The organism is Pseudomonas quebecensis (assembly GCF_026410085.1).
GTDB classification, from domain to species: domain Bacteria; phylum Pseudomonadota; class Gammaproteobacteria; order Pseudomonadales; family Pseudomonadaceae; genus Aquipseudomonas; species Aquipseudomonas quebecensis.
This window is the reverse complement of the sequence record NZ_CP112866.1, coordinates 5,433,638-5,455,907: the sequence shown is the minus strand read 5'-3', so window position 1 is coordinate 5,455,907 and position 22,270 is coordinate 5,433,638. Positions and strand designations below refer to the sequence as shown.

The 22,270-nt window shown below is 61.6% G+C and carries 17 protein-coding genes; 13 read left to right on the top strand and 4 right to left on the bottom strand.

Annotation, left to right across the window (positions count from 1 at the left end):
• Positions 1 to 3: 3 nt before the first annotated feature.
• The 3 genes from tssK to tagH are packed head-to-tail and all read right to left on the bottom strand — an operon-like array spanning position 4 to position 3,266.
• A complete protein-coding gene (gene tssK, locus OSC50_RS25190) occupies positions 4 to 1,338 on the bottom strand; it encodes a type VI secretion system baseplate subunit TssK (RefSeq protein ID WP_253509797.1) in 1,335 nt (444 codons plus the stop codon).
• 15 nt (positions 1,339 to 1,353) lie between these two features.
• A complete protein-coding gene (gene tssJ, locus OSC50_RS25185; RefSeq protein WP_181076234.1) occupies positions 1,354 to 1,863 on the bottom strand; it encodes a type VI secretion system lipoprotein TssJ in 510 nt (169 codons plus the stop codon).
• A gap of 50 nt (positions 1,864 to 1,913) precedes the next feature.
• The gene (tagH, locus tag OSC50_RS25180; RefSeq protein WP_253509798.1) at positions 1,914 to 3,266 is read right to left on the bottom strand and encodes a type VI secretion system-associated FHA domain protein TagH; all 1,353 of its coding nucleotides are present in this window, start codon (positions 3,264 to 3,266) and stop codon (positions 1,914 to 1,916) included.
• A gap of 394 nt (positions 3,267 to 3,660) precedes the next feature.
• Between tagH and tssA the strand changes: the two genes are divergently transcribed.
• The 13 genes from tssA to OSC50_RS25115 all read left to right on the top strand — a co-directional run bounded on the left by tssA (position 3,661) and on the right by OSC50_RS25115 (position 21,767).
• Complete coding sequence (tssA, locus tag OSC50_RS25175; RefSeq protein WP_181076231.1) at positions 3,661 to 4,680, top strand: type VI secretion system protein TssA; 1,020 nt, start codon at positions 3,661 to 3,663, stop codon at positions 4,678 to 4,680.
• A 54-nt stretch (positions 4,681 to 4,734) separates the two neighbouring features.
• Positions 4,735 to 5,241: a type VI secretion system contractile sheath small subunit gene (gene tssB / locus OSC50_RS25170; RefSeq protein WP_034101506.1), complete on the top strand. Its 507-nt coding sequence runs from the start codon at positions 4,735 to 4,737 to the stop codon at positions 5,239 to 5,241.
• A 2-nt stretch (positions 5,242 to 5,243) separates the two neighbouring features.
• Complete coding sequence (gene tssC / locus OSC50_RS25165; protein WP_181076229.1) at positions 5,244 to 6,740, top strand: type VI secretion system contractile sheath large subunit; 1,497 nt, start codon at positions 5,244 to 5,246, stop codon at positions 6,738 to 6,740.
• Positions 6,741 to 6,910: 170 nt separating this feature from the next.
• Positions 6,911 to 7,399: an Hcp family type VI secretion system effector gene (locus OSC50_RS25160; protein WP_017526783.1), complete on the top strand. Its 489-nt coding sequence runs from the start codon at positions 6,911 to 6,913 to the stop codon at positions 7,397 to 7,399.
• A gap of 90 nt (positions 7,400 to 7,489) precedes the next feature.
• Positions 7,490 to 8,005, top strand: coding sequence for a type VI secretion system baseplate subunit TssE (tssE, locus tag OSC50_RS25155; protein WP_266245098.1), 516 nt, complete (start codon positions 7,490 to 7,492; stop codon positions 8,003 to 8,005).
• A complete protein-coding gene (tssF, locus tag OSC50_RS25150; RefSeq protein ID WP_253509799.1) occupies positions 8,002 to 9,861 on the top strand; it encodes a type VI secretion system baseplate subunit TssF in 1,860 nt (619 codons plus the stop codon). The genes tssE and tssF overlap by 4 nt, the downstream gene beginning before the upstream one ends.
• Positions 9,825 to 10,868 (top strand): type VI secretion system baseplate subunit TssG, encoded by a 1,044-nt coding sequence (gene tssG / locus OSC50_RS25145; protein ID WP_181076228.1) that lies wholly within the window; start codon positions 9,825 to 9,827, stop codon positions 10,866 to 10,868. The genes tssF and tssG overlap by 37 nt, the downstream gene beginning before the upstream one ends.
• The gene (tssH, locus tag OSC50_RS25140; RefSeq protein ID WP_266245101.1) at positions 10,861 to 13,524 is read left to right on the top strand and encodes a type VI secretion system ATPase TssH; all 2,664 of its coding nucleotides are present in this window, start codon (positions 10,861 to 10,863) and stop codon (positions 13,522 to 13,524) included. The genes tssG and tssH overlap by 8 nt, the downstream gene beginning before the upstream one ends.
• 149 nt (positions 13,525 to 13,673) lie before the next feature.
• Positions 13,674 to 15,614 carry a type VI secretion system Vgr family protein gene (locus tag OSC50_RS25135; protein WP_181076225.1) on the top strand — a complete coding sequence of 647 codons (1,941 nt, stop codon included), beginning with the start codon at positions 13,674 to 13,676 and terminating at the stop codon, positions 15,612 to 15,614.
• A 15-nt stretch (positions 15,615 to 15,629) separates the two neighbouring features.
• The gene (locus OSC50_RS25130; RefSeq protein ID WP_065879244.1) at positions 15,630 to 16,064 is read left to right on the top strand and encodes a DcrB-related protein; all 435 of its coding nucleotides are present in this window, start codon (positions 15,630 to 15,632) and stop codon (positions 16,062 to 16,064) included.
• A 12-nt stretch (positions 16,065 to 16,076) separates the two neighbouring features.
• Positions 16,077 to 20,489 (top strand): RHS repeat-associated core domain-containing protein, encoded by a 4,413-nt coding sequence (locus OSC50_RS25125; RefSeq protein WP_266245106.1) that lies wholly within the window; start codon positions 16,077 to 16,079, stop codon positions 20,487 to 20,489.
• A gap of 11 nt (positions 20,490 to 20,500) precedes the next feature.
• Positions 20,501 to 21,112, top strand: a complete 612-nt coding sequence (locus OSC50_RS25120; protein ID WP_266245108.1) for a hypothetical protein — start codon at positions 20,501 to 20,503, stop codon at positions 21,110 to 21,112.
• A gap of 85 nt (positions 21,113 to 21,197) precedes the next feature.
• Positions 21,198 to 21,767 carry an imm11 family protein gene (locus OSC50_RS25115; RefSeq protein ID WP_123479192.1) on the top strand — a complete coding sequence of 190 codons (570 nt, stop codon included), beginning with the start codon at positions 21,198 to 21,200 and terminating at the stop codon, positions 21,765 to 21,767.
• Between the two features lie 166 nt (positions 21,768 to 21,933).
• Here the strand turns inward: OSC50_RS25115 and OSC50_RS25110 are convergent, their stop codons facing one another.
• Entirely contained in the window at positions 21,934 to 22,209 is a 276-nt protein-coding gene (locus OSC50_RS25110) for an HU family DNA-binding protein (protein WP_003176958.1), read from the bottom strand.
• Positions 22,210 to 22,270 lie beyond the last annotated feature (61 nt).

Below are 22,270 nucleotides of genomic sequence, written 5' to 3'. Positions count from 1 at the left end.
GGATTATCCTCGGATCGCCCAGAAGGCCAGGTTCAAGCCCGGGAACTGCCCGGCGATGTGGAAAGCAAAACCACCGGAGTTGCTCAGTTGCTGCCAGTGCTCGCTGCCCCGGTCCAGCTCGTAGTAAGTCGAGCCTGCGTGGTACGGCAATTGGCGCGGCGCCACCGGCAACGGCACCAGACCGATGCCCGGCAACTGCAGGTTGACCATGTCGCGGATGTGTTCAACCGACCCTACCTTGCTCTGCTGGCCGAAGCGCGCGCGCAGGGTTTCGCCGGGTACATCGGCACGCACCACCAGGATGAAACTGGCGTTGTCGAGCAGGGTTTTGTCGGCCAGCATTGCCACGTGGATGCCATACGCTTTTTCCACAATCGGGATTGGCGTGGCTTTACTGTCAATCAGCATCGACAACGCTTCGCGCAATGCCGCCATTACCGGGGCGAAGCTGACGGCCAGATCGTCGTGCTGGTATTGCGGGTATTCCTGAGGACGACGGCCCGAGGTGGAGAACGTGGAAAACTCCCCGGCCAGGCTCACCAGTTCACTGAAGAAACGCTCCGGGTGCAGCGGGCTCAACTGGCTGAAATGCTGGATCAGCGGCTGGGCGCGGTTGACCAGTTGCAGCAGCATGAAGTCGGCGATCTCCGAGGCGCCGCCGGCGCCCGAGGCCACCACGCGGCCGGCCAGGGCCTCGCCACGCTGGTGCAGCAGGCCCAGCAATTCGCTGCGAAACGCGGTGAGCGGTTTGCTCGCGGCCACGTCCAGCACCGGTGGGATGTAGCTGTCATCGAGCACCAGCGCGCGGTCGGCGCGTTTTTCCTTGATGCGTACCACACCGATGGCGGCGTAATCGCTGATGCCATCCTGGGCGGTGAGCAGGCGCAGCGCCCGAGAACCCACGGCCACCGGCGCGCGGTTTTCGAACGGTGCGTTGTCATCGCGTACTTCGCGCACCTGGCTCACGTAACGCGCGGCTTCCAGGGCTTCGCCCTCGTCGACGGTGTCGCGCACGCCGGCCCGTTTGAGTGGCAAGGCCAGGTAGACCAGGCCGTCGCGCAGGTTGTCATCGATGTTCAGCGGGCTGGGCGCCAGGTCGTCCTGGGGAATATTGAACGGTGTGCCGTCAGGCAACAGGCCCCGCGCCGAGACGATGGCCAGCTTGCCCTGGGCCAACAGGCCCTGGTCGATCAGCAACTCGGAAAAGCCCCAGGCACCGGCGGACAGCGGGCGGCTGCGGGCGTCGATCAGGTTTTCCAGGTAACGGTCATGCTGCTGGAAGTGCTGCGTTCCGATGAACATGCCTTCCGACCAGACCACGCGATTGTTCCAGGACATGGGGGCTCCGATTGCTTATTGGGCAGGGCTGGATGGGGTAACCACGACGTCGGCGCGCACCGCGCGCACATCGAGGCTGATCTGGTATTCGGTGTACTGACGCGCCGGCACATTGATCACCGTGCGCCACTGCGCGCGATCGAGTTCGCGGTAGCCCACCAGCAAGCCGATCTGGCGCGTCGACGGGTCGAGGTCACGCTGAATGCTCAGTTGCTGACCGGGCTGCACCATCACTTCGTCCTGGTCCAACAAGTCCAGGCCCAGGGTCGATTGCGCACGGTCGGCCAGGGCGAAATAGTCGGAGCGGGCAAAGGTGGCGGCATTCTTCAGTTCGAAAATCCGCACGCGCACCGGGGCGGCCTGGCCATTGGCGCCGGGGTTGAGCCCGGCAATGGCGTGAAAGTGCAATTCGACCGCAGCCGTATCCGCTTCAGCCTCGGCGGCGGCTTCGGGTTTGGCGGCGTCTTTGGCACACGCCGTCAGCAGAAGCGCGGTGGCGACTGCGAGTAAAAACCTGGGAATCATCCTGCGTCCTCAATGACGTACTTAGCTATCCGTTAATCCGTGTGTGCGGTTCAGCGCCGCTGTCGTGCGCTGTGTTCTTCATAGGCCCGACTGAACTCGCGGCCGAACAGGTCCTGGAAGTCTTCCTGGGCCTCACGGGAAATATTGCCGTAGAGCTCGGTGAACTGCTGCCAGTACTGGGCCTGGCGTGACCCGTTGAAAATACTCGACAGCCCACCGGGCTTGCCCATGCGTTCTTCCAGTTGCGCCGGTTCGAAGCGCTTGAGCAGGTGCTTGATCGCCGCTTCCACACCGGCCATCACCGCCAGTTGGTGGGCGCGCAGGTCGTCGAAACTTTCCTTTACCGCGACATCGGGCGCCATAAACGCCTGGTTGCCGTGACGCAGCAGCAGCAGTAACGCTTCGTCGGCATTCGGTGCGAACTTCAACGGATTGTTTTCAGCGGGCTGGATCATGGTCTGCTGCATGCGGAACTCGCCTTTGAGGCTGGCCCGGGCGCGCAGGACGTCGATCAAGCCTTCGACCATCAGCCGGTAGCTGCGACCGATGCTTTCCATCTGCGCGCAGGCGTCGGCCTTATCCAGGCGCAATTGGTCGAGGCCGGCACCGCGCAGGAAGGCTTGCAGCAGGTCCGGTTGCCCGGCATTGACCACCGGCGGTGCCACCTCGGGCATGGGCGCGGATGGCGTCACTGGCGGTGGCGGTGGCGGCGATGGAGTCGGTGCCGGCGCGCTGATAATCGGCGGCGGCGCGTCGCTGAGCAGGTCCCAATCTTCGGGGATCACTGAACCGGACGCCACCGGCGCCTCGGGCACCGGCACGCTCACCGGCGTCGGCGGGCGGAAGTCGTGTTGTTCACTGGGCACATGATCGGCCACGGTCGGCGGCGGCACGGCGGTGGGGCTGAGGAAGTCGAACAGGTCCGGCAGGGTGTCCATCGACGACGCACCCTGGAACTGCGGCGCGATCGCTGGCTGCGGCATCGGCGCGGGCGTCACGGGGCCGGCCACGGCGCCCATCAGCGCTTCGAAACTGTTCGGCGACTCACCGGCAAAGGGCTGGCTTTCAACGGCTTGCACGCTGAAATCGATGCGTGCCTGGATTTCGTAATCGCCGATACGGATCAGTTCGCCATCCTGCAGCAGCTCGCTGTTGCCGCGGCGCATGCGGATGCCGGCGTTGACCAACTCCACGCCGTTGGTGCTGTTATCGGTTAAATAATAACGGCCGTCTTTGTATTGAATAACGCAGTGTTGCGAAGACACGAGGCGCTCGGGGTCGGGCAATACCCAGTCATTATCCGAGCTGCGGCCGATCGCCATCGAGCCCTGGTTCATGGACTTTTCGGGGCACTGCCCGGGGGTAATCTTGTGATAACTAGTGATAGTCAAACACAGCGACATCTTGCCTCCTTGCTGATACTTCGCGCGCAGTCGATTCCCGGGCTGAACATTCCCGGGAAATCCCATCGGGCCATGGAATCGACCCTTTACAACCCGCTGTTGTCAGCATGATCGCTGATGTTAACTGGGCCGCATGACAAAAATCCTGCCTCGGTGCGTGCTTCGACCCGTCAGTCGCACAGGTTGTTAAGCACCGCACATCTGTCACAGAGGGCGAATAGCTTACCTTGACAAGGCATAAGTACTACACCAAAAATGCACAACTTCTTGAACACCAATGATGGCACATTAATAGCACTGTGCTTATATGACCAAGAAAACATGCAAAGTTCCTTGCGCAACTAATGCATGAATAGCCCGTCATCTTAACGGGCGGATAGGGAGATCGATTTCAGTGGATGTGCCTTTGCTGCTCGCCGCCGTTTCCGCGAACTCGCCGTGTGGCGAAGACATGGAATATGACGCGGACTTTCTCCAGCTTGAGCGTGACGCCAAGGGGCAACCCGAGCGCAGCATGGGTGATGCCATCCTGCCCGCCGAACCGCCGGAATGGCGCAGCATCCAGCAGCAGAGCCTCGACTTGCTGCAGCGCAGCAAAGACCTGCGCATCACTCACTTTCTGCTGCAAAGTTCCCTGGCCCTGCAAGGCGTGGCCGGGCTGGCCGAAGTCCTCACGCTGATCGACGCGTTGTTGCGCCAATACTGGGCCGACCTGCACCCGCGCCTGGACGCTGACGACGATAACGACCCCACCGTGCGCATCAATGCACTGGCCGGCCTGACCAGCGACGCAACCATCCGCCTGCTGCGCGAAAGCATCCTCACCCGCTCGCGCACGTTCGGCCCGGTGAGCCTGCGCGCGGCGCTCAACGCCAGCGGCCTGATGCACTTCCCGGATGAACAACTGGGCGCCCAGCAACTCAACGCGGCGTTCCTCGACAGCGACCCCGATCACCTGCAAGCCACCCGCGAGGCCTTGAGCGCCGCGCGGGCTGCCTGCGAAGCCATTGAACAACAGGTCAACGAGCAGGTCGGCTCCGCCCAGGGCGTGGACCTCAGCGCGTTGAAGCAGCCGCTCAAGCAAGCGCTGCAGATACTCAATCAAGCGGTGCCGGGCACCGACAGCAGCAGCGAACCCGAGGCCGTCAGTGAAGACAATGCCCCCTCGGCCGACTTCGCCCCTGCCCCAGCGGCGCCACGCCCGGTCGGCGATATCGCCAGCCGCGACGACGTGCTGCGCAGCCTCGACAAGATCCTCGCGTACTACACCCGGCACGAGCCTTCGAGCCCGCTGCCGGTGTTATTGAACCGGGCCAAAAATCTGGTCCATGCCGATTTCGAAGCAATCGTGCGCAACCTGATTCCCGACGGCATGTCCCAATTTGAAAACCTGCGTGGCCCGGACGGCGAATAAACCGCCCGGCTGTGCAGTAACAACACCGTCGCTCAAGCGACCAGGAGCAGCAACGTGGCGAAGCAAAGTTCTCAGAAATTCATCGCGCGCAACCGCGCGCCTCGAGTGCAGATCGAGTACGACGTCGAGCTCTACGGCGCCGAGAAAAAGGTCCAGCTGCCCTTCGTGATGGGCGTGATGGCCGACCTCGCCGGTAAGCCTGCCGAGCCTCTGGCGCCGGTGGCCGACCGCAAATTCCTTGAAGTGGATGTCGACAACTTCGACTCCCGCCTCAAGGCCATGCAGCCGCGCGTGGCATTCCACGTGCCGAACGAACTGACCGGCGAAGGCAACCTGAGCCTGGACATGACCTTCGAAAGCATGGACGACTTCAGCCCGGCCGCCGTGGCCCGCAAGGTCGACGCGCTGAACCAGCTGCTCGAAGCCCGCACTCAGTTGGCCAACCTGCTGACCTACATGGACGGCAAGACCGGCGCTGAAGAAATCATCATGAAGGCAATCAAGGACCCGGCACTGCTTCAGGCACTTGCCAGCGCGCCGAAGCCTGCAGGGGATCAGTAATCATGACCGACAACACCGCACGCGAAGGCGTCCAGAGCCTGGGCGCTACTGAAGAAACCAGCGAGTTCGCATCCCTGCTGATGCAGGAATTCAAACCCAAGACCGAACGTGCCCGCGAAGCCGTGGAAACCGCCGTGCGCACCTTGGCCGAACAAGCCCTGGCGCAGACCGACCTGGTGTCCAACGATGCGATCAAGTCGATCGAATCGATCATCGCCGCGATCGATGCCAAGCTGACCGCCCAGGTCAACCAGATCATCCACCACCCGGACTTCCAGCAGCTGGAAAGCGCCTGGCGTGGCCTGCACTATCTGGTCAACAACACCGAGACCGATGAGCAGCTCAAGATCCGTGTGCTCAACATCTCCAAGCCGGACCTGCACAAGACCCTGAAGAAATTCAAGGGCACTGCGTGGGACCAGAGCCCGATCTTCAAGAAAATGTACGAAGAAGAATACGGCCAGTTCGGCGGCGAGCCATACGGCTGCCTGGTGGGCGACTACTACTTCGACCAGTCGCCACCCGATGTCGAACTGCTCGGCGAGCTGTCGAAAGTCTGCGCGGCCATGCACTCCCCGTTCATCGCCGCGGCGTCGCCGACCGTGATGGGCATGGGCTCGTGGCAGGAACTGTCGAACCCGCGCGACCTGACCAAGATCTTCACCACTCCGGAATACGCCGGCTGGCGTTCGCTGCGCGAATCGGAAGACTCGCGCTACATCGGCCTGACCATGCCGCGCTTCCTGGCGCGCCTGCCGTACGGCGCCAAGACCGACCCGGTGGAAGCCTTCGCGTTCGAAGAAAACACCGACGGCGCCGACAGCTCCAAGTACACCTGGGCCAACGCCGCTTACGCGATGGCGGTGAACATCAACCGTTCGTTCAAACACTACGGCTGGTGCTCGCGCATCCGTGGCATTGAATCTGGCGGTGAAGTGGAAAACCTGCCGGCCCACACGTTCCCGACCGATGACGGCGGCGTGGACATGAAGTGCCCGACCGAGATCGCCATCAGCGACCGCCGTGAAGCGGAACTGGCGAAGAACGGTTTCATGCCGCTGCTGCACAAGAAAAACACCGATTTCGCCGCCTTCATCGGCGCGCAATCGTTGCAGAAACCGGCCGAATACGACGACCCGGACGCCACCGCCAACGCCAACCTGGCCGCGCGCCTGCCGTACCTGTTCGCCACTTGCCGTTTCGCTCATTACTTGAAGTGCATCGTGCGCGACAAGATCGGTTCCTTCAAAGAGAAGGACGAGATGCAGCGCTGGTTGCAGGACTGGATCCTCAACTACGTGGACGGCGATCCGGCGCACTCCACCGAAACCACCAAGGCCCAGCACCCATTGGCAGCCGCCGAAGTGATCGTCGAAGAAGTAGAAGGCAACCCGGGTTACTACAACTCCAAGTTCTATCTACGCCCGCACTACCAGCTCGAAGGGCTGACCGTGTCGTTGCGTCTGGTGTCGAAGCTGCCTTCGGCGAAAAGCGCCTGACCCACGGATGAGCTGGCTCTTCTGTGGGAGGGGGCTTGCCCCCGATAGCATCACTGGGGTGTGACTGACACACCGAGGTGCCTGCATCGGGGGCAAGCCCCACCCACACAAAAGCACTGCCCATTTGGAGTCACTCAAATTCAGTGGCAAGAGCCACACAGGGAGAAAACATGGCTGTTGATATTTTCATCAAGATCGGCGACATCAAGGGCGAGTCCATGGACAAGGCCCACAAAGACGAAATCGACGTGCTGAACTGGAGCTGGGGCATGTCCCAGTCCGGCAACATGCACGTTGGCGGTGGCGGCGGCGCGGGCAAGGTGAACATCCAGGACCTGTCGCTGACCAAGTACGTCGACAAGGCGTCGCCAAACCTGATGATGCTGTGCGCCAGCGGCAAGCACATCGACAAGGTCAAGCTGACCGTGCGCAAGGCCGGTGGTGAAAGCCAGGTCGAGTACATGGTGATCAACCTGGAAGAAGTGCTGGTAACGTCGCTGAGCACCGGCGGTTCGGGCACCGATGACCGCCTGACCGAGAACGTCACCCTGAACTTCGCCCAAGTGATGGTGGACTACCAGCCGCAGAAAGCCGACGGCACCAAAGACGGCGGCGCGGTCAAGTTTGGCTGGAACATCCGTTCCAACACCAAGCGCTGATAGCCCTTGTGCCGTGGCCCCGCGCCACGGCACTACAGCCTCACATGCAGCATCTTGTTCCTCTCGCAATCCGTCCGTGGAGCTGCTTTGGTGGTAACTGAAATCGCTTCCCGCGAACGTCTGCAACCGTCCCTGCTGGATCGGCTGACCGACGACGACCCAACCAACCCCAAGGAAAGCGCCGACAAACGCGTGCTGTCCCTGACTCAATTGAAAGCCTCGGTGCTGCGCGACCTGGCGTGGCTGCTCAACACCACGTCGTTGCTCGACGCCGATGCAACGCTGCACACCCCGGCCGGCACCTCCGTGGTCAATTACGGCCTGCCGGCGCTGGCGGGCAACAGCGTGTCCAGCGTGGATATCAAAGCGCTGGAGGCCCTGATTTATCAGGCTATCGCCACATTCGAACCGCGCATTCTGCGCCATACCCTGCGCGTCAAAGCCCGGGTCGGCCAGGGCGAGATGAACCACAACGCCCTGAGTTTCGAAATCGAAGGCGACCTGTGGGCTCAACCGGTGCCGTTGCGCCTGCTGCTGCAGACCGACCTGGACCTGGAATCCGGCCATGTACGCGTGGTCAATGCCGACCAGCGGAGGCGCCCATGAACCCGCGCCTGCTGGAGCTGTACAACCAGGAATTGCACCACGTGCGCGAAAGCGCCGCCGAGTTCGCCAAGGAATACCCAAAGATCGCCAGTCGGCTGACCCTGTCCGGTATGGACTGCGCCGACCCGTACGTCGAACGCCTGCTCGAAGGCTTTGCCTACCTCACCGCCCGCGTGCAGCTCAAGCTCGACGCCGAGTACCCGACGTTCACCCACAACCTGCTGGAAATCGCCTACCCGCACTACCTGGCGCCGACGCCGTCGATGACCGTGGTGCAGTTGCAGACCGACCCCGACGAAGGTTCCCTGGTCGGTGGTTTCCCGTTGCCGCGCGACACCGTCCTGCGCGCCGCCCTGGGCCGCGAGACCCAGACCTGCTGCGAGTACCGCACCGCGCATCCGGTAACGCTGTGGCCACTGCAGGTGAGCAACGCCGAGTACTTCGGCAACCCGGCCACCGTGCTCGGGCGCCTGGCCGCCAGCGAGCCGAAGGCCAAGGCCGGTCTGCGCCTGACCTTGCGCACCGGCGCCGAACTGCCGTTCAACAGCCTCGATCTGGACAGCCTGCCGCTGTACCTCAGCGGTGCCGACGAGCAACCGTTCCGCCTTTACGAACAACTGCTGGGCAACGCCTGCGCGGTATTCGCACGCAAGCCCGGTAGCGATTGGGTCGAGCGTCTACCGCAGGACGCACTGCGTTCACGCGGGTTCGACGACGCCGATGCGGCCATGCCGGTAGTGGCGCGAGCGTTCCAGGGTTATCGGTTGTTGCAGGAATACTTCGCCCTGCCCCAGCGGTTCCTGTTCGTGGAGTTCGCCGAGCTGAGCCGTGCGGTCAAGCGCTGCGACGGCCAGGAGCTGGAATTGATCGTACTGTTTGACCGTCACGAGCCGAGCCTGGAAGGCAGCGTCGGCGCGGCGCAGTTCCTGCCGTTCTGCACCCCGGCGATCAACCTGTTCCCCAAGCGCCTGGACCGTATTCACTTGTCCGACCGCGTCAACGAACACCACGTGATCGCCGACCGCACCCGGCCGATGGATTTCGAGGTGCATTCCCTCACCGGCCTGACCGGCCATGGCACCGGGCCGGAGCAGCCGTTCCTGCCGTTTTATGCGGTGCGCGACCCATCGCGCTATGGCCGTGACAAGGCTTACTACACGGTGCGGCGCGAGCCCCGCGTGCTCTCCAGCGACCAGCGCCGCAATGGCCCGCGCTCCACGTATGTGGGCAGCGAGACCTTCGTCAGCCTGGTGGACAGCCAACAAGCGCCGTATCGCCACGACCTGCGCCAACTCGGCGTGACCGCGCTGTGCACCAACCGCGACCTGCCGCTGTTCATGAGCGTGGGCAACGGCAAGACCGACTTCACCCTGGCCGACAGCGCGCCGGTACTGGCCGTGCGCTGCGTTGCCGGCCCGAGCCGCCCGCGTGCCAGCCATGCCCATGACGCCAAGGCGTGGCGCCTGATCAGCCAGCTGTCGCTCAATTACCTGTCCCTGAGCGAACAGGGCCAGGGCGCCGGCGCCTTACGCGAACTGTTGCGCCTGTATGGCGACAGCAACGACGCCGCCCTGCAGTTGCAGATCGAAGGCCTGCGCGAAGTCAGCAGCAAAGCGGTGACCCGGCGCCTGCCGATGCCCGGCCCGATCGTGTTTGGCCGAGGCTTGGAAATTACACTGGAATTCGATGAAAACGCGTTTCGTGGCACCGGCGTATTCCTGCTCGGTGCGGTACTGGAGCGCTTCCTGGCACGCTACGTGTCGATCAACAGCTTTACCGAGACGGTGATCCGTACCACCGAACGCGGCGAGATCATGCGATGGAAAGCCAAGCCCGGACGTCGTCCGACCCTGTGAGTACCCTGGAAGCGATGCACCAGGAGCCCTGGGAATACGATTTCTTCCAGGCCCTGCGGCGCATCGAATGCGAGTCACCGCACCTGCCGCGCCTGGGCCATTCCCTGCGTCTGGCGGACGACCCGTTGCGCCTTGGGCAACAGGCCGACTGCACCTTCGCCCCGGCCACCCTGGCCTCGGTGGCGCCGGGCGGCGATGGCCGGCCGGCGCGGCTGGAGCAGTTCTTTTTCGGCCTCGGCGGCCCCAACGGCCCGCTGCCGCTGCACATCACCGAATACGTGCGCGAGCGTCAGCGCAACAACGCCGACAGCACCAGCAAAGCGTTCCTGGACGTGTTCCACCATCGCCTGCTCAGCCTGTTTTACCGGGCCTGGGCCGAGGCGCGGCCGACGGTCAGCCACGACCGCCCGGACGATGACTACTGGTCCGCGCGCCTCGCCGCCTTGAGCGGTCGCGGCATGCCGAGCCTGCTCAACCAGGGGCTGATTCCCGACACGGCCAAGCTGCATTACAGCGGCCACCTGTCGGCACAGACCCGCTATCCGGACGGGCTGAAAGCCATCCTCAGCGAGTACTTCGGCCTGCCGGTAGAGATCGAGGAATACGTCGGCCAATGGCTCGAACTGCCCGAACGCAGCCGTGTGGGCGTCAACGCCACCCGGCTGGGCGTGGACCTGTGCCTGGGCAGCCATGTATGGGACCGCCAGCATAAATTCCGTATCCGCCTGGGCCCGCTCACGCTCGATGACTACATGGGCATGCTGCCCGGCCACCAGCCGTTCAACGAACTGGTGGCATGGGTGGCCGAGTACCTGGGCCACGAATTGGACTGGGACCTGAACCTGGTCCTGCAACAACCCGAAGTCCCGGCGCTGCGGCTTAACGGCCAGTTCCGCCTGGGCTTCAACACGTGGCTCGGCCAACCTGCGGTTGACGCCAACGACCTAATCCTGGCCCGGCATTACGCCGATCAAGCCACCACCTCAAGGAATCCAGAGCATGGGTGAAATCAGTCGCGCCGCACTGTTCGGCAAACTCAACAGCGTGGCCTACAAAGCCATCGAAGCCGCCACCGTGTTCTGCAAGTTGCGGGGCAATCCTTACGTGGAACTGGCCCACTGGTTCCACCAGTTGCTGCAACTGCAGGACTCGGACCTGCACCGCATCATCCGCCAGTTCAACGTCGAACCGGCGCGCCTGGCCCGCGACCTGACCGAAGCCCTGGACCGCCTGCCGCGCGGCTCGACCTCGATCACCGACCTGTCGTCCCACGTGGAAGAAGCCGTGGAACGCGGCTGGGTGTACGGCAGCCTGATGTTCGGCGAAAGCCAGGTGCGCACCGGTTACCTGGTGCTGGGCATTCTCAAGACGCCGAGCCTGCGCCATGCGTTGCTGGGCCTGTCCGGCGAGTTCGACAAAATCAAGGCCGAGGCCCTGAGCGAGCGCTTTGACGAATACGTCGGCGACTCGCCGGAAAACGCCCTGACCGCCAGCGACGGTTTCAACGCCGGTGCCGTCCCAGGCGAAGCCAGCGGCGCCATGGCGCCCAGCGCAATGGGCAAGCAGGAAGCGCTCAAGCGTTTTACCGTGGACCTGACCGAGCAGGCGCGCAGCGGCAAGCTCGACCCGATCGTGGGGCGTGACGAAGAAATTCGCCAGTTGGTCGACATCCTCATGCGTCGCCGCCAGAACAACCCGATCCTCACCGGTGAAGCCGGCGTCGGCAAGACCGCCGTAGTCGAAGGCTTCGCCCTGCGCATCGTCGCCGGTGACGTGCCGCCCGCGCTCAAGGACGTGGAACTACGCAGCCTGGATGTGGGCCTGCTGCAAGCCGGCGCCAGCATGAAAGGCGAGTTCGAACAGCGCCTGCGCCAGGTGATTGAAGACGTGCAGGCCTCGCCCAAGCCGATCATCCTGTTCATCGACGAAGCCCACACCCTGGTGGGTGCCGGTGGCGCCGCCGGGACGGGCGACGCGGCCAACCTGCTCAAACCCGCATTGGCGCGCGGCACCCTGCGCACCGTGGCCGCCACCACCTGGGCCGAGTACAAGAAGCACATCGAGAAAGACCCGGCCCTGACCCGCCGCTTCCAGGTGGTGCAGGTGGCCGAGCCGTCGGAAGACAAGGCGCTGCTGATGATGCGCGGCGTGGCCTCGACCATGGAGAAGCACCACCAGGTGCAGATCCTCGACGAAGCCCTGGAAGCCTCGGTGAAGCTGTCCCACCGCTACATTCCGGCGCGCCAGTTGCCGGACAAATCCGTAAGCCTGCTGGACACCGCCTGCGCCCGCGTCGCCATCAGCCTGCACGCGGTGCCAGCGGAAGTGGACGACAGCCGTCGTCGCATCGAAGCCCTGGAAACCGAGCTGCAGATCATCGCCCGCGAGCATGCGATAGGTATAGCCATCGGTGCGCGCGAGAGCAACAGCGAAGCTTTGCTGAGCGCCGAACGTGAGCGTCTGGCCACTCTCGAAAGCCGTTGGGCCGAAGAAAAAACCCTGGTGGATGAGTTGCTCGCGACCCGAGCAACGCTGCGTGAAAAGGCCGGGGTGGTGGACAGTGGCAACGACGAATTGCGCGCTCAATTGGTCGACTTGCAACAACGCCTCACTGCGCTGCAAGGCGAAACTCCGTTGATCCTGCCGACCGTGGATTACCAGGCCGTAGCCTCGGTGGTCGCCGACTGGACGGGCATTCCGGTGGGCCGCATGGCACGCAACGAATTGGAAACCGTGCTGAACCTGGATCAGCACCTGAAAAAACGCATCATCGGCCAGGACCATGCCTTGCAGATGATCGCCAAGCGCATCCAGACCTCCCGCGCCGGCCTCGACAACCCGAGCAAGCCGATCGGTGTGTTCATGCTGGCCGGCACCTCCGGCGTGGGCAAGACTGAAACCGCCCTGGCCCTGGCCGAAGCCATGTATGGCGGCGAGCAGAATGTGATCACCATCAACATGAGCGAGTTCCAGGAAGCCCACACCGTGTCGACCCTCAAGGGCGCGCCACCGGGCTACATCGGCTACGGCGAAGGCGGCGTGCTGACCGAAGCGGTACGGCGCAAGCCCTACAGCGTAGTGCTGCTGGACGAGGTGGAAAAAGCCCACCCGGACGTGCATGAGATCTTCTTCCAGGTGTTCGACAAGGGCGTGATGGAAGACGGCGAAGGCCGTGTGATCGACTTTAAGAACACCTTGATCCTGCTGACCACCAACGCCGGTACCGAGTTGATTTCCCAGGTCTGCAAAGACCCGGCGAACATCCCCGAGCCGGAAGAAATCGCCAAGGCCCTGCGCCAGCCGCTGCTGGAGATCTTCCCGCCTGCCTTGCTCGGCCGTCTGGTAACCATTCCGTATTACCCGCTGAGCGATGAAATGCTCAAGGCGATCACCCGCCTGCAACTGAACCGCATCAAAAAGCGCGTGGAGAATACCCACAAGGTTGCCTTCGACTACGACGACGCGGTGGTCGACCTGATCGTCTCGCGCTGCACCGAGACCGAAAGCGGCGGACGCATGATCGACACCATCCTCACCAACAGCCTGCTGCCGGACATGAGCCGTGAGTTCCTCACGCGCATGCTTGAGGGCAAGGCGCTGGCGGGGGTGCGGATCAGCAGTCGGGATAATGAGCTGCACTACGACTTCAACGACGCCGAATAACGACTGTTGAAATAAGGTTTAAATGTGGGAGGGGGCTTGCCCCCGATAGCGGTGAATCAGTCACTGCATGCATCAACTGACACACTGCTATCGGGGGCAAGCCCCCTCCCACATTTGGACTGGGTTCCTTCAGTTATTAGGGTACTTCGATGCTATTCAACCAAGCCTCACGCCTGGCCAAGATCACCAGCCCTCTCGGGCCGGATGTGCTGCTGCTCAATGAAATGGGCGGCGGTGAAGAGCTTGGCCGCCTGTTCAATTACGAGCTGCAGCTGACGTCCCTGGACGCCAACATCGACCTCAACCAGTTGCTCGGCAAACCCATGAGCGTCGGCTTGCAATTGGCGGACGGCGGCGAGCGGCACTTCCACGGTATCGTCGCGCGCTGCAGCCAGAACATCGACCAAGGCCAGTTCGCCAGTTACCAGGTGACGCTGCGCCCGTGGCTGTGGCTGCTGACCCGCACCTCGGATTGCCGGATTTTCCAGAACCTGAGCATCCCGCAGATCATCAAGCAGGTGTTCCGCGACCTGGGCTTTTCCGACTTCGAAGACGCCCTGAGCCGGCCGTACCGCGAGTGGGAATACTGCGTGCAGTACCGCGAGACCAGCTTCGATTTCGTCAGCCGCCTGATGGAACAGGAAGGCATCTACTACTTCTTCCGCCATGAACAGGACCGCCATGTGCTGGTGCTGGCCGACGCCTACGGCGCCCACACCACGGTGCCGGGCTACGCGTCGGTGCCGTACTACCCCAAGGACGAGCAGCAGCGCGAACGCGACCACATGCATAACTGGCACCTGGCGCAGGAGGTGCAGCCGGGCTCGCTGGAGCTCAACGACTATGACTTCCAGCGCCCCAGCGCCAGCATCGACGTGCGCTCGGCCATGCCGCGCCCGCACACTGCCGGCGACTATCCGCTGTACGACTACCCCGGCACCTACGTGCAAAGCGAAGACGGCGAACACTACGCGCGCACCCGCATCGAGGCCCTGCAAACCCTGCACGAACAAATCGAGTTTGCCGGCAATGCACGCGGCCTGGGTTCGGGCCACCTGTTCAGCCTCACCGGCTTCAGCCGCCAGGACCAGAATCGCGAATACCTGATCGTTGGCATCCGCTACTACATCGTCCAGGAAAACCTCGAGAGCGGCGGCGGCTCGGCCTCGGCGCAGTTCGAAAGCAGCCTGACCTGCATAGACGCCCAGCAAAGCTTCCGCCCGTTGGCCACCACTCACCGGCCCATCGTCAAAGGCCCGCAGACCGCGCTGGTGGTCGGCCCCAAAGGCGAGGAGATCTGGACCGACCAGTACGGCCGCGTGAAAGTGCATTTCTATTGGGACCGTCACGACCAATCCAACGAAAACAGCTCGTGCTGGATTCGTGTGTCGCAATCCTGGGCCGGCAAGAACTGGGGCTCGATGCAGATTCCACGGATTGGCCAGGAAGTGATTGTGAGCTTTCTGGAAGGCGACCCGGACCGGCCGATCATCACCGGCCGCGTGTACAACGCCGAGCAGACCGTGCCCTATGACTTGCCCGAGAACGCGACCCAGAGCGGCATGAAAAGTCGTTCGAGCAAGGGCGGCACGCCAGCCAACTTCAATGAAATCCGTATGGAGGACAAGAAGGGGTTGGAGCAGTTGTATATCCATGCCGAGCGTAACCAGGACATTGTGGTGGAGGTGGATGAGAGCCACTCCGTCGGGCATGACCGCAACAAAAGCATCGGCCATAACGAGACGGTGACCATCGGCAACAACCGCCTGCGCATCGTCAAGCAGGAAGACATCCTCTCGGTGGGCCAGCGCAAGACCGACAGCATCAGCCAGAGCTATGTGATCGAGGTGGGCGAAAACCTGCGCCTGGTCTGCGGCGAAAGCATCCTGGAGTTGAATGCCAGCGGGCAGATCAACCTCACCGGCGTGAACATCAGCTTCTATGCCAGCGGCGACGCCGAGTTCAATACCAAGGGCGTGCTGCACCTCAATAACGGCGGCGGCCCTGGCGCCACGCCCGATGGACAGGGCCAGAAAGCCAGCATCGACGCCAATATCAAAGCCGCGTTCCCCGCGCCGAAAAGCTCCTGACGAGACCCGTTTGCCATGACGTACCGAATCAACGAATTCCAGTTCCAACTGCCGGCGAGCGAGCTGCAGGACGCGACGATCAATATCCTCAAATTCCCTGAGCTGGGCACATCCCTGATCGTCAGCCGCAGCCTGCTGGCCGACGGCGAAACCCTGCACAGCAACTTCAACGATCAACTCCAGCGCCTGGAAAAACAAGTGCAGGAGCTGCGCTATCAACCGGGCGTGGACGTGCGCTTGGGCGCCGCGCAGGAAGTGGAAGGCATCGAGCTGCGCAGCCAGTTCAACAAGGGCAACGACAAGGTGTTCCAGTATCAGCTGGCGCTGGTGATACCGGGCACGCGCAAGATGCTCGCCTTGAGTTATGTGAAGGCGGACAAGCTTGGGGATGCCGAGGCGGCGCATTGGGCGCTGATTAAAAATTCGCTGTCGTTCGACGCTATTTCCTGATGAGTTGCCTGCATGTCTGACGCACTCTGGGCCGCCCGCATGGGCGATGCGCTCTCCCACACCTCGATGATGGCCGACATCCTCGGCGGTGTGCTGGAAGTGGCGGCCAACATCGCGATCACGGCGGTGGCGACTGCGGCGGTGGTTGCCGCCACCGGGATTACCGTGGCCACTGGCGGGCTCGGTTGTTTCCTGTTGGGCGCCGTGGTGGGCACGGTTGTCGGCCTGGCCATGAGCAAGACCGGCGCGGACAAAGGCTTATCGAATTTATGCGAGAGCTTCAGCAACGCCCTGTTTCCGCCCACGGTGCAGGCGAACATCCTCACCGGTTCCACCAACACCCTGACCAATAATATTCCGGCCGCGCGCGCCGCCGGGGCGATCACCTCTCACGTCGCACCCGCCGGCACTGAGCTGGAAGAGCCCGCGCCCGAGCCGGAAGCCAGCTTCCTGGACATGGCCGAGAGTTTCTTCTCGCAGATGTGGCGCCCCACGGTGGCCACGCCCGCCCCCGGCGCCGAACCCAAGCCGCTGGATCAGGTGACGTGCACAAAGCATCCGCCGATGCCGCCGCAGTTTCTGGCCGAGGGTTCGGAAAAAGTCACCATCAATGGCCAGCCGGCGGTGCGCAGCGGTGACCGCAGCACCTGCGATGCAACGGTGGTCTCGTCGGGGCTGATCTCCTCCAACGTGACCATTGGCGGGGGTTCGGTGGTGGTGCGTGAGATTCGCAGCGGCAAGACACCGGGCGTCGGGCTGGCGGTGACGGCGTTGCTGATGCTCAAGGGCGGCAAGGGCAAGTTCTTCAGCAAGTTGCCCTGCATGTTGATCGGCGGCGCGGCCTCGATGGCCGTCAGCAGTGCGATGGGGGCGATGGCCAACGCGGCGATGGGCTCGTCGAACCCGGTGCATGCGGCCACCGGCGCCAAGGTATTGGGCGGCGATGATGAGTTGGACTTCGTCCTGCCCGGCATCCTGCCGATTGATTGGCAGCGGTTCTACAACAGCCGTGACGAACGCACGGGCAGCCTGTTCGGCGTAGGCTGGAGCGTGCCATATGAAGTCTGCGTCGCCATCCAGCCTCACCCCGACGGCGGTGAAACACTGATCTACACCGATGAACAGGGCCGGCCTATCGACATGGGCAGCATCCCCCTGGGCGGCGCGGTGTTCAGCGCCGGTGAGGGGCTGGCCGTGCGCCGACATCTCAACGGGCAGTTGCTGATCGAGAGCGATGACGGGCTGTATCGCTTGTTTGAACCCTCTGCCAACCCGGCATTGCTGCGCCTCAGCCAACTCGGCGACCGTAACGAAAACCGCATTCACGTCGATTATGACGACGTCGGGCGGCTGATCCGGCTGCGCGATACGTTCGATCTGGTACAAGTGGAGTTGATCCGCGATCAAGGCCACGTGGTGCGGCTCGAACGGCTGTACCCCGACCAGCGCCGCGAAGTGCTGGTCAGCTACGGCTACGACGCTATCGGCAACCTGGCTGAGGTCCGCGATGCCACTGGCCAGGTGCAGCGGCGCTTCAGCTACGATGCTGGCCGGCGCATGGTGGAACACCAGTTACCGACCGGGTTGCGCTGCTTTTACGAGTGGGCCTTGGTTGAAAACGCGGAATGGCGCGTGGTCCGGCACTGGACCGATGAAGGCGACACCTACCAGTTCGACTATGACTTGCAGGCCGGTATCACGCGGATTACCGACGGCTTGCAACGCGTCAGTACCCGCCACTGGAACACCCAGCACCAGATCGTTCGGTACAGCGACAACCTCGGGCAAACCTGGCTGTTCGAGTGGAACGACGAGCGCCAATTGCTCAGTGCCACCGATCCGCTGGGCGGGCGCTATACGTATAGCTACGACGACGCCGGCAACCTGATCGGCGAGACTGACCCGCTGGGCCGCAGCGACTCGACCTTGTGGCTTGAGCATTGGGCACTGCCACTGGTGGAGACCGACGCCGCCGACAATAGCTGGGCGTATCGCTACGATCAGCGCGGCAACTGCATCGCCGAAACCGACCCGCTGGGCTATGTCACCCGCTATCGCTATGACGATCACGGCCAGCCCGTAGAAATCATCGACGCCACCGGCAAAAGCAAGACGCTGCGCTGGAACCCGTTCGGGCAGTTGGTCGAGCACGTGGATTGCTCCGGCTATCCAACGCGCTTCAGCTACGACGAGCGCGGCAACTTGCAGATCATCACCGACGCCCTCGGCGAGCGCACCCTGTTCAGCTATGACGCCCAGGGGCGCCTGCTCAGCAGCCAATTGCCGGACGGGCGCACCGAGCAGTACCAGCGCAACGCCAGCGGCCAACTGGTGGGTTACACCGACCCGGCCGGGCATACCACCCTGTACCAGCACAACCGTCGCGGCCAGGTGCGCCAGCGCATCGACGCCCATGGTCGGCAGGTGCAGTTCGGCTATGACAGCTATGGGCGCCTGCAAGCGCTGATCAACGAAAACGGCGAGCGTTATCGGTTTGCCTGGGACGCCGGGGACCGACTGACCGAGCAGCAGGACCTGGATGGCAGCGCCAAGTGCTACCACTACGATCCGCTGGACAATGTGATTGCGGTGACCGCTGTTCCGGCCCCGTATGGCAGCGGCTTGGCCGTCGTCCCCGAGACACCGCCCGCGCCCATCGTGCATCGATTGGAGCGCGACGCGGTTGGCCGCCTGATCGCCAAGACCACCGACGATGGCCGCACCGATTACAGCTACGACGCCGTGGACCAGCTGACCGCGGTGACGTTCACCGACCTGCAAGGCAATACCCAGGCCCTAAGTTTCGCCTATGACGCCCTTGGCCAGTTACTCGCCGAACAGAGCTCGGCGGGCAGCCTGCACCACCACTACGACGAACTCGGCAATCTGATCCAGACCCAACTGCCCGACGGCCGCTGGCTCAACCGCCTGTACTACGGCAGCGGCCACCTGCATCAGATCAACCTCGACGGTCAGGTGATCAGCGACTTCGAACGCGACCGCCTGCACCGCGAAGTGCTGCGCACCCAAGGCCAGCTCAGCACCCGCAGCGAATACGACCGCAGCGGCCGTCTGCGCGCACGTCAACGTCGTCTGGCGGGCCAACCGTCGCTGCTACCGGCAGCCGCACAGAAACAATTCGAATACGACCCCGCCGACAACCTGATCGGCAAACTCGACCAGCAGCCCGCCACACAACACCGCCAACTGCTGCACTACGACGCCACCGGCCGCATCATCGCCAGCCAGGACAGCCTGCACGGCCAACGCGAAACCTTCGCCTACGACGCCGCCGCCAACCTGCTGGACGGCCCGCAACCCGGCGCCGGGCTGGTGGTGCACAACAAGCTGCTGACCTACCAAGACAAGCGTTATCGCTATGACGCCTTTGGCCGCACAATCGAAAAACGCAGCACCGCGCGCGGCCTGCAACGCTTTGCCTACGACGCCGAAAGCCGTCTGATCGAAGTACGCAATGAAAACGGCAGCGTGGTCAGAATGACCTACGACCCGCTGGGCCGACGCATCGCGAAAACCGAGCACGGCGGTGACGGGTATCCGCTGGGGGAAACGCGTTTTGTGTGGGATGGCCTGCGGTTGTTGCAGGAACACCGCCACAGCCAAACCAGCCTGTACGTCTACGAAAACGAAGGCTACGAACCCCTGGCCCGCATTGACGGCAGCGGGCCTCTGCAAAAAATCCGCTACTACCACAACGACCTGAACGGCTTGCCGGAACAACTCACCGAAGCGGATGGACACACGGTTTGGCAGGCGACATATCGGGTGTGGGGCAACACGCTGGAAGAGGTGCGCGAGCCTTATTACATTGAAGAGCAGAACCTGAGGTTTCAGGGGCAGTACCTGGATCGGGAGACGGGGCTGCACTACAACACGTTCAGGTTTTATGATCCGGATGTGGGGCGGTTTACTACGCCGGATCCGATTGGGTTGGAGGGGGGCATCAATCTTTATTTGTATGCCGCCAATCCATATGGATGGGTTGACCCACTGGGCTGGAGCTGTACGTCATCCATAAACCGACGCATTGGACGCCTGAAAAAACAGGGATACCAAGACCACCACATACTGAGCGACAAGCATGCCAGTACTAAAAATCACCCTCTGCTTAAATTGGCAGGATTCGATTTGCAAAGTCGGCAAAATAAAATATTCCTGCCCAACAAGACTCGGGCGATGACTGACGGACGTCGGTCTATTCACCAAGGACGCCATGCAGCCAGGGTCAATCAAAACCTTGGAAGCAAAATGGATCGAGTACAAAAGGTTGGCAAACGTGAAAACTGGGATCAGGCCCAATACCGCAAAGCCCTAGATAAAATCGTGTCCGATGAGCGAAGATTACTCCGCTCTGGCGAGAGACAATTGAATAAAAATGCGCGCCCAGGCGCACATTATAATTAGGATATCTAGAAATGATCTTAAGCTGGAAAGCGCCTATCTATCACAGCGAAAAACTGCTGGGCTCATACGATGCCGAGATCGGCTCGTATGAGACTGCGGGATCGAACTTTGATTATTTATCGCTACTGTCAGGCGAGCCTTATCCCGCCGACATGGATAGACCAAAAATATTTTTCCCATGCCAAAAGAAAAAGCTATTGGCGTATGACTGCTTATGGTTGCTGGGTGACATACCGTTGGTGAGCCAGAGGTTGGCAGATTTTCTCATGCAGAAAGCTAACCATCATATTCAGCTCTTGAAACCCGCTAATATTACTGCAAACGGAGAGGCCGTGGATGACGGCTATTACATCGTCAATGCTGCCCAAGCGATTAGCGCTGTTGATCACAGCAAGTCGGTACCGGAGCTCTCTGACAGTGGCTCAATACTGTACTTCAATGAAATTTGGCTTCGTGATACCGCCGCAGGAATGGATGGGATTGCCCGTGAGCGTGATTCTGGCGACCTTTTGATTTCCCAAGATTTGGCTGATGCCATGATAGAAAACCGGTTCAAAGGTGACAAAGGGCTAGGCTTCTACATCGCCAATCAATCATTTACTCCCTATAAAAACCAGGCATAAAGTTAACAATAAAGGGGACGAATCTATTTAATCCGGATAGGGACTTTAAATAAATCTTACCCCTTAGGTTCTTGCGGGAAATAATATGCACTTATTAGAAATCAGTGAACAATACTCGGAAAGTTACTGGTTCAAATACGACCAGAAAGCTTCTCCCGACCATCTATTTTTCATCAGCGGGGAACAACAATTATCAATCACTAAAACTCCAACCTTTAGAAATAAAAAAAAGGTCAGCACGTCTCGCCTGCTGTCTTTCGATCTTCTTCAAAGTGACACGATCGAATTTGTAAGTGAGGCACTGGCTAACGTGCTACGTGACTTTCCTGAAGACGTCCAGCTTTTTCCTGCTGACGTTTACCTAAAAGAAGAGAAGCTGGACGGCTACTATGTATTCAACGTGGTCCAGACATTACCTTGTATTGATTTGAATAACTCTCAGCATGGTCCCATTTTCAGCTTTATGCCTGACGGTCCGCTGGCCTTCACGACCCTTCAAAGCTTGCCGTCTGCGACTTTAGGCAGTCACCATATCGTAAGGGCGAAGGAAAGTTCACAACGCATCTTTGTTTCCCAACAGTTCAAGCAGCAGTGCGAAGCATCCCAGCTAAAGGGTCTTCGATTTATAGACTGCTCCAAGGGTATTCAAGTCTGAGTGCGTCCCAACGGGAAGGATCTATTTGATCAATAAAATAATTCGCCCCTTTATCTCCAGATCAAAAGCCCAACGCCGTACAGCACCCCACAAAAAATGGGCACCCAACCCAGTCGGCGTGCCCATTTTTCCCTACCACCCCGCCCCCTTCGAGACGGTAACGCCCTTACGCGTTAACAGTGTCTTTAAGCGACTTACCCGGCTTGAACGCAACGGTGTTGCTCGCCTTGATCTTCACAGGCTCGCCGGTTTGCGGGTTTTTGCCGGTGCGGGCGCCGCGGTGGCGTTGCAGGAAGGTGCCGAAGCCCACCAGGGTGACGCTGTCCTTGCGGTGCAGGGCGCCGGTGATTTCTTCGAGAACGGCGTTAAGGACGCGGTTGGCCTGTTCCTTAGTGAGATCGGCTTTTTCAGCGATGGCGGCTGCGAGTTCTGGTTTACGCATAAGTGAAGCCTCTTTGACGGTTTTTTGTTGTTATGTCCGTGCCGCTCTCTGACGGAGCGGC

Coding starts and splice junctions, on each gene's coding strand:
- tssG (WP_181076228.1), top strand. CDS start 9,825: ATGGAAAGCCAAGCCCGGACGTCGTCCGACCCTGTGAGTACCCTGGAA.
- tssJ (WP_181076234.1), bottom strand. CDS start 1,863: ATGATTCCCAGGTTTTTACTCGCAGTCGCCACCGCGCTTCTGCTGACG.
- OSC50_RS25110 (WP_003176958.1), bottom strand. CDS start 22,209: ATGCGTAAACCAGAACTCGCAGCCGCCATCGCTGAAAAAGCCGATCTC.
- OSC50_RS25130 (WP_065879244.1), top strand. CDS start 15,630: ATGACGTACCGAATCAACGAATTCCAGTTCCAACTGCCGGCGAGCGAG.
- OSC50_RS25120 (WP_266245108.1), top strand. CDS start 20,501: ATGATCTTAAGCTGGAAAGCGCCTATCTATCACAGCGAAAAACTGCTG.
- OSC50_RS25115 (WP_123479192.1), top strand. CDS start 21,198: ATGCACTTATTAGAAATCAGTGAACAATACTCGGAAAGTTACTGGTTC.
- tssH (WP_266245101.1), top strand. CDS start 10,861: ATGGGTGAAATCAGTCGCGCCGCACTGTTCGGCAAACTCAACAGCGTG.
- tssK (WP_253509797.1), bottom strand. CDS start 1,338: ATGTCCTGGAACAATCGCGTGGTCTGGTCGGAAGGCATGTTCATCGGA.
- OSC50_RS25160 (WP_017526783.1), top strand. CDS start 6,911: ATGGCTGTTGATATTTTCATCAAGATCGGCGACATCAAGGGCGAGTCC.
- tssC (WP_181076229.1), top strand. CDS start 5,244: ATGACCGACAACACCGCACGCGAAGGCGTCCAGAGCCTGGGCGCTACT.
- OSC50_RS25135 (WP_181076225.1), top strand. CDS start 13,674: ATGCTATTCAACCAAGCCTCACGCCTGGCCAAGATCACCAGCCCTCTC.
- tagH (WP_253509798.1), bottom strand. CDS start 3,266: ATGTCGCTGTGTTTGACTATCACTAGTTATCACAAGATTACCCCCGGG.
- OSC50_RS25125 (WP_266245106.1), top strand. CDS start 16,077: ATGTCTGACGCACTCTGGGCCGCCCGCATGGGCGATGCGCTCTCCCAC.
- tssF (WP_253509799.1), top strand. CDS start 8,002: ATGAACCCGCGCCTGCTGGAGCTGTACAACCAGGAATTGCACCACGTG.